At 38.6% G+C, this 14,017-nt stretch carries 11 protein-coding genes; 5 read left to right on the plus strand and 6 right to left on the minus strand.

Translation table 11 applies throughout. The features are described 5' to 3' along the window. Positions 1 to 84 precede the first annotated feature (84 nt). Entirely contained in the window at positions 85 to 2,820 is a 2,736-nt protein-coding gene (locus FN960_RS02200) for a CDP-glycerol glycerophosphotransferase family protein (RefSeq protein WP_143846732.1), read from the minus strand. A gap of 451 nt (positions 2,821 to 3,271) precedes the next feature. On the opposite strand from FN960_RS02200, the gene FN960_RS02205 reads away from it, so the two are divergent. From FN960_RS02205 to FN960_RS02225, 5 genes are all read left to right on the plus strand, one after another. Further along, positions 3,272 to 3,856, plus strand: a complete 585-nt coding sequence (locus tag FN960_RS02205; protein ID WP_143846733.1) for an SGNH/GDSL hydrolase family protein — start codon at positions 3,272 to 3,274, stop codon at positions 3,854 to 3,856. 286 nt (positions 3,857 to 4,142) lie between these two features. Then, entirely contained in the window at positions 4,143 to 4,532 is a 390-nt protein-coding gene (gene nrdI / locus FN960_RS02210; protein ID WP_143846734.1) for a class Ib ribonucleoside-diphosphate reductase assembly flavoprotein NrdI, read from the plus strand. After that, positions 4,489 to 6,603, plus strand: coding sequence for a class 1b ribonucleoside-diphosphate reductase subunit alpha (nrdE, locus tag FN960_RS02215; protein ID WP_143846968.1), 2,115 nt, complete (start codon positions 4,489 to 4,491; stop codon positions 6,601 to 6,603). The genes nrdI and nrdE overlap by 44 nt, the downstream gene beginning before the upstream one ends. Positions 6,604 to 6,699: 96 nt before the next feature. Next, complete coding sequence (nrdF, locus tag FN960_RS02220; protein WP_143846735.1) at positions 6,700 to 7,686, plus strand: class 1b ribonucleoside-diphosphate reductase subunit beta; 987 nt, start codon at positions 6,700 to 6,702, stop codon at positions 7,684 to 7,686. A 48-nt stretch (positions 7,687 to 7,734) separates the two neighbouring features. Beyond that, complete coding sequence (locus FN960_RS02225; protein WP_143846736.1) at positions 7,735 to 8,358, plus strand: hypothetical protein; 624 nt, start codon at positions 7,735 to 7,737, stop codon at positions 8,356 to 8,358. Between the two features lie 122 nt (positions 8,359 to 8,480). Here the strand turns inward: FN960_RS02225 and FN960_RS02230 are convergent, their stop codons facing one another. The 5 genes from FN960_RS02230 to dapA all read right to left on the minus strand — a co-directional run bounded on the left by FN960_RS02230 (position 8,481) and on the right by dapA (position 13,653). Next, on the minus strand, positions 8,481 to 9,131 hold the full coding sequence (locus FN960_RS02230) for a sunset domain-containing protein (RefSeq protein ID WP_143846737.1): 651 nt from the start codon (positions 9,129 to 9,131) through the stop codon (positions 8,481 to 8,483). A 164-nt stretch (positions 9,132 to 9,295) separates the two neighbouring features. Beyond that, positions 9,296 to 10,294: a 4-hydroxythreonine-4-phosphate dehydrogenase PdxA gene (pdxA, locus tag FN960_RS02235; protein WP_143846738.1), complete on the minus strand. Its 999-nt coding sequence runs from the start codon at positions 10,292 to 10,294 to the stop codon at positions 9,296 to 9,298. Beyond that, positions 10,291 to 11,574: a four-carbon acid sugar kinase family protein gene (locus FN960_RS02240; protein ID WP_143846739.1), complete on the minus strand. Its 1,284-nt coding sequence runs from the start codon at positions 11,572 to 11,574 to the stop codon at positions 10,291 to 10,293. The genes pdxA and FN960_RS02240 overlap by 4 nt, the downstream gene beginning before the upstream one ends. A 13-nt stretch (positions 11,575 to 11,587) precedes the next feature. Further along, positions 11,588 to 12,754, minus strand: a complete 1,167-nt coding sequence (locus tag FN960_RS02245) for an iron-containing alcohol dehydrogenase (protein WP_143846740.1) — start codon at positions 12,752 to 12,754, stop codon at positions 11,588 to 11,590. Between the two features lie 14 nt (positions 12,755 to 12,768). After that, positions 12,769 to 13,653 carry a 4-hydroxy-tetrahydrodipicolinate synthase gene (gene dapA, locus FN960_RS02250; RefSeq protein WP_143846741.1) on the minus strand — a complete coding sequence of 295 codons (885 nt, stop codon included), beginning with the start codon at positions 13,651 to 13,653 and terminating at the stop codon, positions 12,769 to 12,771. Positions 13,654 to 14,017: the final 364 nt, after the last annotated feature.

The following is a 14,017-nucleotide window of genomic DNA, read 5'->3' on the forward strand; positions in this document are numbered from 1 at the left end:
TCCCTTTTTTATATCATTTCAAATGCAGAAAGAAGCAGACCTTTAGCCTACTTCTAACCACGACAACAATAGTAGAAATATGATCTAATTATTGTCATTTGACAATCCCATTATTTCCTCGTATGCACGCTTACTATTATTTTGATCCGTGTATTCGTAAAAAGAAGTCACACGGTCAAGATATTTTTCTTCCATGTTCGCCCCTTGTTCCAAAGTATTAATAATATCTGTAACAAGAGTATTGTGGCTACCCGTTATCTCGCCAAAGCCCATTTCTCCATAAGAAAAATATCCATTTTCATTATCCCAATTTCCTTGGTCAAAGTGATAGTAGAAAACAGGCTTTTTCATATATGCAAAATCAAAATATACAGATGAGAAATCCGTCACAAGAATGCTACCTTTTTTCATAAGTGAAGAGTAACTTTCTTCATAAGGAGCCACTTCAACCTTATCTAGTTGAAAGTCATCGAGTTGTTGTCTGATGGACGGGTGAGGGACAAAGATCATCTTATATCCCTGTTCTTTTAAATACGTATGAAGATTTTCATCATTAAAGAAATTATTCCACCTGATAAAATAATCAGAGTGCTTGAATTTGTCGCTATATGGACGACCATTAATACTATGAGAAAACTCTTCTACAATGTTCTGTCTCCATGTAGGCATAACTAAAACAATTTTTTCATCATTTTTTGATGTGTCAATTAACCGATCAAATCTTGGTAAACCAGTTAATTTAATTTCATTGCTTGTGTATCCATAATTCCCATTAATAATCGAATCATATTCTAATTTTGAAGAAGTGATAAATAAAGAAAAATTCTTGTCATATTTTTTTAACCAATGGGACATGTCATCTTTGGTAATGCCATGTTGTAAAAATACAAACTTATATTCTTTTAAATCTTTAAAGTAATTATCTGTACCGGTGTATGGTTGATAGATAAAACGATCACAGTGAGTTGAGATTAAATTGTCAGCAAGCAAAAAGAGCAATTTGTGAATATTACTTTTGTAACTAATTACTTTAAATTTATCTTTTAACCTGCTGTAATCTGCTGAGTCCTTATCTAAAACAAAGTAGTTTTTTTGTTTATCAGTGTTCTTATTTTGTTCAAAATAAGTCATTAACACTTCTGCGCTATCATCGGCTTTATCAATTCGGTCCATAAAAAGGTTGATTGGCGTTTTCTTAAACATCTTTAAGATTCGAACGGCGATTCTCATACGTGAGATTTTTTTAAAGTTTTTTACTTTTTTTCGACCCATCTCCGCACGATATTTTCTTTCTTTTTTTAACATATTGCTCAAACTGTATTTTCCGATATCAAACCTATTCTTTTTATGATTATACCCAATCATACAGCTGTTGTTATAGACTATATACGAGTTTGTTATTTTGTTTGATAATCTAGTTGAAGGTGAAAATTTCAGTGAAACTTGATGAATAACATTCTCAACTTCTAGATAAACCTTAAGTGTACTTGTTTCTTGAATATCAGTAATTGGGAGTTCAAATTTAAAGCCATAAAATTTATAAATCACCGAGCCTGTCATGTAGCGATCTTCATTCGGAAAACTAAACCTTTCTGATTGATACATTCCACCCTTGGAATCCTCAATATATACTTTCATTGTGTCTTGAGGAAGTAGAGAACCTACTCGACCTAAAATTAATAATTTCCCATCCGTCACTTCAAATAAGTCTATTTCTGCAGATCTGCCATCTAGTTTATCTTTTATTGATCCTTGTTTATCAATGACAACTAGATCATCAACTCTCTGTTTACCTTTAATTAACATTCGTTTTTTTGTTTTATAATAGCTGTCTCCAAATACAAACCATTTGTTTGTGTCTTTCATTGTGCATAGGGCATGCTTTTGATACCAGTTCAGAAAATTTTGTTTCATAATGACATCTTTATCAATAAAATGTAACACTGCTAAAACAGCATCATAGTATTCATTCATTTTATCTTTAATAACTTCAGGTACTTCTTTTAGCCTTATTCTCCATTGAAGATCATACATGATAACGTGCTGAACATATTTAGGTACCTCTCCATACACTTCAGCATAGTGCCTTAGTTTAGGCATAAAGAATTGCTCAAATATAGGAAAGTAGTTATCATAAGATTCTTTACTGGATTGAAGTGCCGATGTTCCAGTTATTCTAAAACGATAATTATAGTTTGCATCGTGAATAACACCATATCTTTTTTTCTTCATGACGATATCTGTCATTAAAGAAGCATCTTCCCCAAATTTCTGGCCTGGGTTTAGCCTTAATTCTCCAAGCCCATCCTCTCTTTTAAAGAAAGTAGATGCACCAGACATTTGTATAAGATGTGGCTCTATCTCTACATCGATAACTCGAGTGTGCGAGAATTTATAATTCAACATGTGATTTCCAGTTTTCCCTTCAAAAAAGACAATGGGAATCGCTATTAAATCCACTTCATTCTTGTATTCATCAAAGAAAAGTTTTACTTTTTCAAGAACATCTAAATCTAATGTATCATCAGGATCTAGGAAATTTATATATTCCCCAGTAGCAAGATCCATCCCTCTGTTTCTAGCTACACTTACACCCTCGTTCTCTTTTTTAATATAGACCACGTTTTCGGGATATTCATCTGCATACTCCAAACAAATCTCTTCGCTATTGTCAGGGCTCCCATCATTAATGAGAATTAATTGAACATTATCTTCAAACCCAATTGTTTGGGAGATTATGCTATCTATAGCTTCTTTTAGATATTCTTCTACGTTATATATAGGCATGACGATGCTAAATAAATAATTTTTCTTTTGCATAATCTATATTCCCCTTGCTTAATAATTGATTTCATTACTGGGTTCCGTAAAACATACCACATTTCATGCTATCATATTTTCTACCCTTAAACTATGCCATTTTTAACCTTATCTTTACGTTCTGTTTACATTTTTCTATTTTATTCGCTAAAAAAGTCGAAGAATTATCTAAAATTCCTTTTCAAACCAATATTCAAGTTATATAATTACATATTGTTAGCTTCATCTCGTTGACATATTTCTACATAGAGAGGAATGCATTCCCCTGAAGAATCTTGCTTTTATTTCTACAATTATTTTATCTTTTGTTCTTATTATTTTTGGCTATATATCCTATCAAGATAAACTCGATCGACTTGCGAGTAGTGGGTCAGAATCTCCATCCACTCTAACGTCTCCAGAACAAACTGAGTCGGAAGGGTCTAATGAAGATGTAGAACAAGTTGATGGATTGTTAGGGCAAGTACTGAACAATTCTAATGCTGACACAATCAACATTACTTTTTTTGGCTCTGAAGCGGTGGACACAAGTGAAGATGGAACTCTGACATGGCCGCAACTTCTTGAGGAGGAGCTTGAGCTTGATACAATTCAAGTGGAAACAAACGTAATAACCGTTGGTAAAAAATCAACTAGAGATGTGTTAGATTCATCTGAATTAGATTTGTTATTAGAATCTGAGGCAGATATAGTCTTTGTTGAATCATTAACATTAAATGATAATAGTTTTGCTCTTCCTATTGAAGAGTCGGAAGAGAATTTAACATATATTTTAGAAGAATTGACTGACGTTTCTCCTCAATCAGAGATTATTTTGTTACCTTCAAATCCAGTTCCGACCCCTAATTATTATCAGCGACAAATTGATTCTCTAAATGACTTTGGTGAAGAAACCTTTGTGAATTATGCTAACCACTGGAATGAGTGGCCTAACTTTACGATCGAAGACCTTGATGGTTATGTTGAGAAGGGAATCCCCACTGAAGAAGGTCACCAGCTTTTAGCAGACTACATGATGAACTTCATTACCGAATAAAAAAGAAGCCCGAATCGGGCTTCTTTTTTATTCTTAAACGATCAAGATATAGTCTAACTAAACCTTCGATCTTATTTTTATTTTAAAGAATCAATTTTCAGCCTAATGCGTTAATTTTTTCGCAAAAAATACTTGTCCACATGACCAAAAGCGGGGGCGACGCGTTTTTTGTCGTTTATGCACAACCTGTGGGTAATATCTATATATTGATTTTTGTATGTTTATCTTATACTATATGTGGTATAGTTCATGTACATAAGATTAAGAACAAGGAACGTGATATGACATGCAAATCATATACGATTCAAAAACAGGGAACGTAAAACGGTTTGCTGATAAGCTTCCGTTTGAGAACAAACAACCATTACAACATGATACTCACATAAATCAGCCGTTTATTCTTATTACGTACACAACGGGGTTTGGAAATGTTCCGGAAAGTACGGAGGATTTTTTGAAAGAGAACGCAGACTATCTGGTTGGCGTTGCAGCAAGTGGTAATCGGATCTGGGGAGCCAATTTCGCGAAGAGTGCAGATACCATATCTGCGCGATATAACATTCCTATCTTTAGGAAGTTTGAGCTGAGCGGAACTTCTTCAGATGTAGAAACATTCACACAGGAGGTCAATGATGCTACTACAAAAACAACAAAACAGCATTCCACAATGGGTTGAACTGAATAACCAAATTATGATTCGTAAAGAGGGCCAGTTCCAATTTGATAAGGACTTGGAGGCTGTCCACAGTTATTTTGTTGATTACATTAACCAGAACACGGTTTTTTTCCATGATCTTGAAGAGAAGATTAAATACCTAGTGGAAAACGATTATTACGAAGAGCATGTTATTGACCTATATACGATGGAAGAGATTAAAGAGGTCTTTCAAACAGCCTATGAAAAGAAATTCCGCTTTCCTTCTTTCATGAGTGCTTTTAAGTTCTACAATGATTATGCATTGAAAACAAATGACAAGAAAAAAATTCTCGAACGCTATGAGGACCGAATCTCCATTGTCGCTTTATTTTTTGCTAAAGGGGATACGGCTAAAGCTAAGCAATATGTAGAGACAATGATTAAACAAGAGTACCAGCCGAGCACACCATCGTTCTTAAATGCCGGTCGTAAGCGTCGCGGAGAGCTTGTTAGCTGCTTCCTTCTTGAAGTGAATGATTCTCTGAATGATATTTCTAAAGCAATTGATATTTCCATGCAACTTTCAAAGCTTGGCGGCGGTGTTTCTCTTAATCTTTCAAAGCTTCGCGCTAAGGGTGAGGCAATTAAGGATGTAGAGAATGCTACTAAAGGTGTAGTAGGTGTGATGAAGCTTCTTGATAATGCCTTCCGCTATGCAGACCAAATGGGGCAGCGCCAGGGTTCAGGGGCCGCTTATCTTAATATTTTTCACAGTGATATTAATGACTTCCTTGATACACGTAAGATTTCAGCCGATGAAGATGTTCGTGTTAAAACACTTTCAATTGGAGTCGTTATTCCAGATAAATTTGTTGAACTAGCTCGCGAGGATAAGGATGCCTATGTGTTCTATCCACATACGATCTACAAAGAGTATGGACAACATATGGACGAAATGGACATGACTGCAATGTACGAGGAGCTTGTGAACAATCCTCGTGTACGTAAAGATAAAATCAACCCGCGTCGTCTTCTACAGAAGCTAGCGATTTTGCGCTCTGAATCAGGCTATCCTTATATTATGTTTGCCGATAATGTGAATAATGCTCACGCCAACAATCACATTAGCAAGGTGAAGTTTTCTAATCTATGTTCAGAGGTTCTTCAGGCCTCACAGGTTTCATCTTACGGGGATTATGATGAAGAAGATGAAATTGGTCTGGACATTTCTTGTAATCTTGGCTCTATTAACATCATGAATGTCATGAAAAATAAATCTCTCGAGCAAACGGTTGCCATTGCGACGGATTCACTGACACATGTTTCAGTGACGACTAATATTCCAAATGCACCAGCCGTTCGTCGTGCGAATAATGCGATGCGTTCAATTGGTTTAGGGGCGATGAACCTTCATGGTTATCTTGCTCAGAATCAAATTGCCTATGAAAGCGCGGAAGCAAGAGATTTCGCCAATACGTTCTTTATGATGATGAACTTCTACTCTATTAAACGTTCAAATGAGATTGCTCGAGACACTGGCGACACGTATTATGAGTTTGAAGGCTCAACCTATGCAGATGGTACTTACTTCGAGAAGTATCTAACAAAGGACTACTCTCCACAATTTGAGAAGATTGCTGCTTTATTTGAAGGCATGAGTATCCCATCTAAAGAAGATTGGGCAGAGCTAGCAGAGAATGTGGCCAGACATGGTCTTTATCATAGCTATCGTTTATGTATTGCACCAACTGGTTCAATCTCTTATGTACAATCAAGTACAGCTTCTGTTATGCCAATCATGGAGCGTATGGAAGAGCGTACCTATGGTAACAGCAAAACCTACTACCCAATGCCAGGACTAACTCCATCCAACTGGTTCTTCTATAAAGAAGCCTATGATATGGATATGTTTAAGGTTGTTGACATGATATCAACCATTCAAGAGCACGTGGATCAAGGCATTAGCTTTACCTTGTTCCTAAAGGATACAATGACAACACGTGATTTAAACCGAATTGATATATATGCTCATCACAAAGGCATCAAAACAATCTATTACGCAAGAACAAAGGATACAGGGCAAGAAGGCTGCTTATCCTGCGTCGTTTAATTAGCACGAAACCAACCATTGTTACTTTTGGACATTAGCCCCCTCCTGTGATGGGGGCTTGTCTATGAAAGTTGCGACAAAAGGAGACACAAAATCATGGATAGAGTATTTGACGCAGCGAACTGGTCTAAGCATGAAGATGATTTCACGCAGATGTTTTATAACCAGAATGTTAAGCAATTCTGGCTCCCAGAGGAAGTTGCCTTAAATGGTGACCTACTTACGTGGAAGTATCTTGATGATGCTGAAAAGGATGCCTATATGAAGGTGCTTGCTGGTCTAACATTGCTAGATACGGAGCAAGGAAATACGGGTATGCCTATTATTGCAGACCATGTAGAAGGCCATCAGCGAAAAGCCGTACTAAACTTTATGGCGATGATGGAAAATGCAGTTCACGCAAAATCCTATAGTAATATCTTTATGACACTAGCCCCTACCGAAACCATTAATGAGGCATTTGATTGGGTGAAGGAAAATCGCTTTTTACAAAATAAAGCTAAAATAATCGTAGGTCTCTACGAAGATATTAAAAAGAATGACGATATCTCCTTATATAAAGGCATGGTCGCTTCTGTTTATCTTGAGAGCTTTCTTTTCTACAGTGGCTTCTACTACCCACTTTATTTCTATGGACAAGGTAAGCTTATGCAAAGCGGAGAGATTATCAACCTTATCCTTCGTGACGAAGCCATTCATGGTGTATACATAGGTCTACTGGCACAAGAAATTTATAAAAAACAAACGCCTGAGACGCAGCTTGAACTTCAAGCCTTCTCCATTGATCTATTAAAAAAGCTCTATGAAAATGAGCTTGCTTACACGGAGGATGTGTACGACCAGGTTGAGCTATCGTATGATGTGAAGAAGTTCATACGCTATAACGCGAACAAAGCATTAATGAATCTCGGCTTTGACGGCTACTTTGAAGAGGAAGAAATTAATCCAATTATTCTTAATGGATTAAACACAAAAACAAAGTCACATGACTTTTTCTCCATGAAGGGGAACGGTTATAAAAAAGCAACCGTTGAACCAGTAAGAGATGACGACTTTATTTTCGAAACGCAAGAGCAGGCCTAGGCCTCTCCTGCGTTTTACCTTTGTTATACATAGAAAGGACGTTGAATAATGGGAAAGATGGACGAGCAAATATTAGTAGCACCACGAGAATTAGTGTTTCAAGCTGAAACCCTTACCTTTCAAGGTCTTCTTGGAGAACAATCACAAACGGAAGCCATTATGAACCAACTAAAGCAAACCTACCGGGAAATGCGACGTGGCGATGCCGAGGAAGATCCAAGCTTTAAGCAACCAATCCCCTACGTTGTCATTCGACGTGGTTCAGAGTTTTTTGCCTATGAGCGTTTAGCTGGGGGCGGAGAATCTAGATTACATAATAAGCTGTCCTTAGGATTCGGTGGCCATATGAACCATATTGAAGCAGACAGCTTTGATGACGTGCTACGTATCAACACAGACCGAGAGTTAAACGAAGAATTACATCTGGCTGAGGCGGACAAAGTATCTATTCAAACGATAGGCTTAATCAACGATGATGAATCTGAAGTAGGTCGTGTACATATTGGGATCCTCTCAGTGCTTGATGTAACAGAAGGCGCTGAGGTAAAAGTAAAAGAGACCGAGCAAATTGCCGGTTACTGGATGAGCCTTGATCAGTTAAAAGCAAAAGACAAGTATGACCGGATGGAAACCTGGTCTCAGTTTGTGGTGGATCTTTTAGCGAAGGAATAGATGTAAGTAAGAAATATTAAAAGGAGTGAATCAATGCTATCCCAGGCATCACAAATAGAGCAGCCCTTTAAAAAGTCCCCACATCTTAATGGCTAAGATACGGGGACTTTATTTTGTTTCCACTATCGTTTAGGTGCTCTATATCCTGCTTTTTCGGCTTCTTCCACTGAACAGAAGTGTTGAGCAACATTTTTGGTTTGCGCATAATAGGTGCTCCCAGGTACATGATAAATCCCGTTCACGCTTCCTTTAATGTCACAGCTAGCTTGTCCTTCCGTATCATTGCTTGTTTGTTCTGAGGTCGATCCTGAGTTCTGAGCACTAGAGAGAGCTTCTTTATGCTCAGCTTCCTTTGTCTGAATTTCTTCCTGCAGTGTTTGTTTTTCTTCCTCAAGAGAAGAAATCTTTGAAGTAAGCTCTTCATTTTCTTTTATTAATTCTTTCTTTTCCCCTTCAAAAGCTTCATTCTTTTCATGGAGAGCTTTTTTCTCTTCCTCAAGCTTTACTATCTTTCCTTCTAAGTCCTCAACCGATTTTTTGTCTTTTAGCTCTTCTTCAAGTTCAGTTAGCTTGTCCGTTGATTCAGTAATGTCTGTTTTAAGCTGTTCGTTTTCACCTTGAAGTTCCGTTATTTGTTGCTCTTGCTCTTGTGTTAACGTTTGTAATTCTTCTAAGCTTGGACCAGCATTAGCAGTTGACTCACTGCCACATCCACTTAGTAAAAGTAAAACGCTAAACAGGGCAACAAAAGATGATTTCCATGTTGTGTTCATAGATGTCCTTCCCTCTTCTCCTATGTAATGTAAATTAGTACTTTTATATCATAATACAGGCATTGTTATATTCCTATAGTTTCGACAATACCAGTCATCGTTCGATATAAAGAACTTATACCGAAACAAAAACGCACAGGAAATATATCCTATGCGTTCATCCATTATTCCTTTGGCGCTAACTCAACAGCAGATTCAATCGCTGCCAGCATGCTACGTGAATCTGCTATATTTTTTCCAGCGATATCAAATGCTGTTCCGTGATCAACCGAGGTACGGATAATTCCGCCTTTTAATCCTACGGTGATGTTCACCCCTTCTTCCAGACCTAGCACTTTAATTGGCACATGCCCTTGATCGTGATAGCAGGCAACCACGATATCAAAGTCGCCACGTACTGCACGAAAGAAAAGGGTGTCGGCTGGATGCGGGCCCGATACGTCCCAGCCTTTAGCTTGTGCTTTTTCAATCGCTGGGATTAGCTTTTCTTCCTCTTCCCCGTTTCCAAATAAGCCATTTTCTCCAGCATGAGGATTAATACCACATACCGCAATACGCGGCTTTTTAAAACCTGCCTTAGTTAACGTACGATGAGCAAGCTCAAGTACGGTATACGTCCGCTCGGGATTAATTGAACTGATGGCATCGAGTAGTCCTTGGTGAGTTGTTAGGTGAATTACCTTCAACTTAGGAGAGGAGAGCATCATACTATAATCTGTTGTCTCGGTGAGCTCCGCTAGAATTTCGGTATGTCCCGGATACATATGTCCGCCTTTTTGCAAGGCCTCTTTATTTAATGGCGCTGTGCAAATCGCTTGAATCTCTCCTGCCTTTGCAAGCTCAATTGTTTTTTTCAGGTATTCAAATGCGGCATTCCCAGCCTCAGGTGATACCTGACCAAAAGATAGGTCGGCTGAAAGCAAATTTAAATCAATAAAATCTATGGTTCCATGCTCAAATTGTGCTTCAGATACCTCAGTGATTTTATGAAGCGAGACGTTTGCTCCTGTTACTTGAACGGCCCGTTGAAGAATTGATTCGTCTCCGATTACAAAAGGGCGAGACTGTTGATATACCTGTTCATCTAAAAGAGCCTTAACAATGATTTCCGGTCCGATTCCAGCTGCATCACCCATCGTGATTCCGATTTTAGGTTTTGTCATACACGTTCTCCTTCAAATAGATTCAGTGCCTTAACCATGACTTGTTCCGTCCCGAAGTTCCCTGCCTTTGTTATGACAAATAAATCAGTGGTCTGGTCAATTTGTCCGACCGGTACGCCAGGTTCAAGCTCTTCAACAAGATAGAAGGTCGAGGCTCCTAGTTCTTGCATGATCGCAAAGGCTGTGTCGCCTCCAGTTAAAAAGGCTAGCTGGATGTCTTGTTTTTTTAATATAGCTGCAGCCACCTGTCCAAGCGCCTCAGAAACAACCTCACTCACTTCAATTTCAGTTAAACCATTCTGCCTACCAATCTCTTGCGTCCTTTGAACGTCATTGTTAGAAAAAAAGGCAATACGCTGATTTGATTGAAACGCTTGTTCAATCGCTTCCTGAGCACGCTTTAGTTCTAGCTTCTTTAACATGGGCCCAGCGACAAGATCAAATGAATTCAGTTCTATAGGTGTAACGTCTGTCTCTTTTAATAAGAGCTGTAGCTGCTTACGTCCTGCCCCACTCACACTACCCACCACGTAGAATACATTAGAGTCTCCTGATGGTAATTTTTTTGATGGTGCATGTTTATCAAAACGAATGCTTTGTGGGAGGTGATTCATTAAACCCGCAGACCCAGCCCATAGCACAGTGCCACTCCATGTAGTAGCCTGTTCTACTAGCTCTCTGAGATCGTTCTCTGTTATGGAGTCACAAACAATATATACGGTCCCCTCAGCTTTCCATTCAGCGAGCTTTGCCTGTACATGGTCGGTGCCAAGCTGCAAATCCTGTCTGCTTAAAAGACCTACCTTCTTCTCTGTCTGCGTTTCAACTAATTGTGGAATATACGACTCAGTCACAGGTGTTTTTGGATCCTTCGCAAATTCGGTCTCAGCTAACTTCACACCGTGTACATAATGAATGCCTTGGATAATTTGCCTTCCTTGATCCGGATAAGACGGAGCAATAAAAACAAAGTCACACGGAAATACATCAACTAATGCATTGAGTTCACTTCCAACATTCCCACGCATCGTGCTATCCATTTTTTTGTAGATAATGCTTGGTTCACTTTGAATAATTTGTTCGCTAATATCCTTTACCTTCTGATAAGCTACTTCAGGTTTTAACGCTCGGCTGTCTGAATTATAGATACATACTTCCTGGTCTTGTTCAGGCTGACCATTGGCATCAATCATAACCGAAACCTCTAAATCAAACTTCACTAGTTGAACGCCACAATCATTTGCACCTGTTAAATCATCTGCAATCACAGCAATCTTCATCTCTTTACACTCCTTAAGACAACAGCTTTTTGTAGATGGATTTAATATCTTCAACAGGTACTGGCTTAGGATTGTTATCCATTAAACGTTTTACATTAAACGCTGCTTCTGCTAACGACTGTAGATCATCCTCTGTCACACCAAACTCGGATAGGTTTTGGGGAATGTTCAGACGAGCTGTCCACTCTTTAATTTTCTCTACAACCTTAGTTGCCGCTTCTTCATTTGATAGATTAGCTGTGTTAATGCCCATCGGACCGGCAACCTCTGCTAATCGATCAACAATCGAGTTCATATTGTATTCCATAACATGCGGAAGAAGCATTGAGTTTGCTACACCATGAGTCACATGAAATTTTCCACCTAGTGGATAAGCTAACGCGTGTACCGCAGCTGTTCCTGCAGCTGTAAGGGCCATCCCACCATAAGTTGCGCCAATTAACATCTTTTCTCTCGCTTCAAGGTTATCACCTTCATCATAGGCCGTTACAATGCTTTGTGAAATTAAACGAATGGATTCTAGTGCAAAGGTGTCGCTAATATAATTCGCTTTATTAGAAATAAACGATTCTAGTGAATGGGTAAATGCGTCCATGCCCGTTGCTGCTGTAATTGGTTTTGGCAAACTAACCGTTAACACAGGATCCAGGATCACAAGCTTCGGAAGTAGGTGCTTACTAACAATCCCAATTTTTAATTCTTTAGCAGGGAACGTGACGATCGCATTAGGAGTTACTTCTGATCCAGTGCCTGATGTTGTCGGTACAAGCACAGTTGGCAGCCCTTCTTTTTCAACTAAATCCGTACCGAGAATGTCTTCAAGCAAGCATTCATTTGTGATGAGCACGGATAAGAGCTTGGTGCCATCAAGCACACTCCCACCACCAAGACCAATTAATACGTCATAGCCTTCTGTTTTGATATTGTGGTAAATGCCTTCAATATTTGCATCTGTTGGCTCTGGTTCAAGCTCAGTATTCACATCAACTTGAAGTCCTTCATCTTGTAGCTCAGAAATGATTGTCTTAAAGAAATCAAGATCTATGATAAAAGGCTGTGTAAGAATAAGGACTTTGCTCGCTTGCTTTGAAATGGACTTAGCTTCCTTTGCAATGTTCTTAATAGAATCTACTCCAGCAAGAATTCGATCAGCTGATTGAAATTGATAGTTTTGTAGCATATTTTTTTCTCTCCTTAGTTAATAGATTCGTAGGATTGAACCATCTTTTTTATATTCGTAACGGCTTCTTCATTCACTGGTTTGATTGGGCTTCTTGGAGGGCCAACCGGAATACCAAAAAGCTCTGTTGCTTTTTTAAGCGGGGCCGGTATGGAACCAAGTGCAAATGTATCTCTTAATGGCTGTAAAGTCTGTTGTGCTTCTTCTGCTTTGTCTAGCTCACCATTCTTCCAAGAATCATAAATTGACACAACGACCTTAGGTAAAGCATTAGCCGTAGCTGCCACGGCTCCTTGGCCACCCGCCTTTAACGTCTTAAGAATGAGTGAGTCGGTGCCAGCAAATACACTGAAATCTTCACCCTTTGCTACTTCAATGTAGCTAAGAATCGTATCAAAATTTCCACTACTATCCTTAACACCGATAATTTTAGGGTGACTAGCTAATCTCTTAACCGTACTCGCCTCCAGATTTACACCTGTTTTTGAGGGGATATTATATAGAAGTACTGGAATAGATACCGAATCGGCAATCTCTTTAAAATAGTAATATAGCTCGTCTTGTGTGGGTGGAATAAAATATGGAGTAATCACTGAGAGTACATCTGCGCCAATCTGCTCCATTTTCTGGGATAGCAGGATTGCTTCAGCTGTATTATTACCTCCTGTTCCGACCATAACGGGAACACGCCCGGCAGCTTCCTTTACGAGGATCTCTGCTACGCGGACTTTTTCTTCTGTTGTTAAGGCATGAAACTCACCATTTGTTCCTAACGCAAACAATCCATGAACACCAGATTTAATTAGGTGATTGGTTAATTGTTTTAATACTGCTTCATTGATGTTTTCTTTTTCATCCATCGGGGTTAATAAAGCAGGATAAATTCCTTTTAATTCCAAGAGGGTCCACTCCTTTTATGCGTAATATATAACGCTTTCAAAGTCAGTATACGATCACTTGTTCATAAAAGCAACATATAATAATTATTTTATTATTTCGTTTCAAATTTAAACAATAAATAAGGGTGGCGCCGCTACAGGAGAACCCTACGCTTTCCGTGGGAACGGCCTCAGCCCTCGAAGTGGAAAACCATCACTTCGATGTCTTCAGACTCGTTCTGTTCCACAGGAGTCTACGGGTTCTCCTTCCGCTCATGTTCTGATCAAACAAATGACGAATGTTTTCTATTTAAGGTAATGAGGCCTATTTTTTTGTTGATAAGAAGATTCACTATCATTTAAAGCATTTTTTTCAATGGCCTCC

Source organism: Alkalicoccobacillus porphyridii (assembly GCF_007293315.1).
Taxonomy (GTDB): Bacteria; Bacillota; Bacilli; order Bacillales; family Bacillaceae_D; genus Alkalicoccobacillus; species Alkalicoccobacillus porphyridii.

Excerpts from the sequence above, each read along its gene's own strand:
- FN960_RS02200 (WP_143846732.1), bottom strand. The coding sequence starts at position 2,820 with ATGCAAAAGAAAAATTATTTATTTAGCATCGTCATGCCTATATATAAC.
- nrdI (WP_143846734.1), top strand. The coding sequence starts at position 4,143 with ATGCAAATCATATACGATTCAAAAACAGGGAACGTAAAACGGTTTGCT.
- nrdE (WP_143846968.1), top strand. The coding sequence starts at position 4,489 with ATGCTACTACAAAAACAACAAAACAGCATTCCACAATGGGTTGAACTG.
- nrdF (WP_143846735.1), top strand. The coding sequence starts at position 6,700 with ATGGATAGAGTATTTGACGCAGCGAACTGGTCTAAGCATGAAGATGAT.
- FN960_RS02225 (WP_143846736.1), top strand. The coding sequence starts at position 7,735 with ATGGGAAAGATGGACGAGCAAATATTAGTAGCACCACGAGAATTAGTG.
- FN960_RS02230 (WP_143846737.1), bottom strand. The coding sequence starts at position 9,131 with ATGAACACAACATGGAAATCATCTTTTGTTGCCCTGTTTAGCGTTTTA.
- pdxA (WP_143846738.1), bottom strand. The coding sequence starts at position 10,294 with ATGACAAAACCTAAAATCGGAATCACGATGGGTGATGCAGCTGGAATC.
- FN960_RS02240 (WP_143846739.1), bottom strand. The coding sequence starts at position 11,574 with ATGAAGATTGCTGTGATTGCAGATGATTTAACAGGTGCAAATGATTGT.
- FN960_RS02245 (WP_143846740.1), bottom strand. The coding sequence starts at position 12,754 with ATGCTACAAAACTATCAATTTCAATCAGCTGATCGAATTCTTGCTGGA.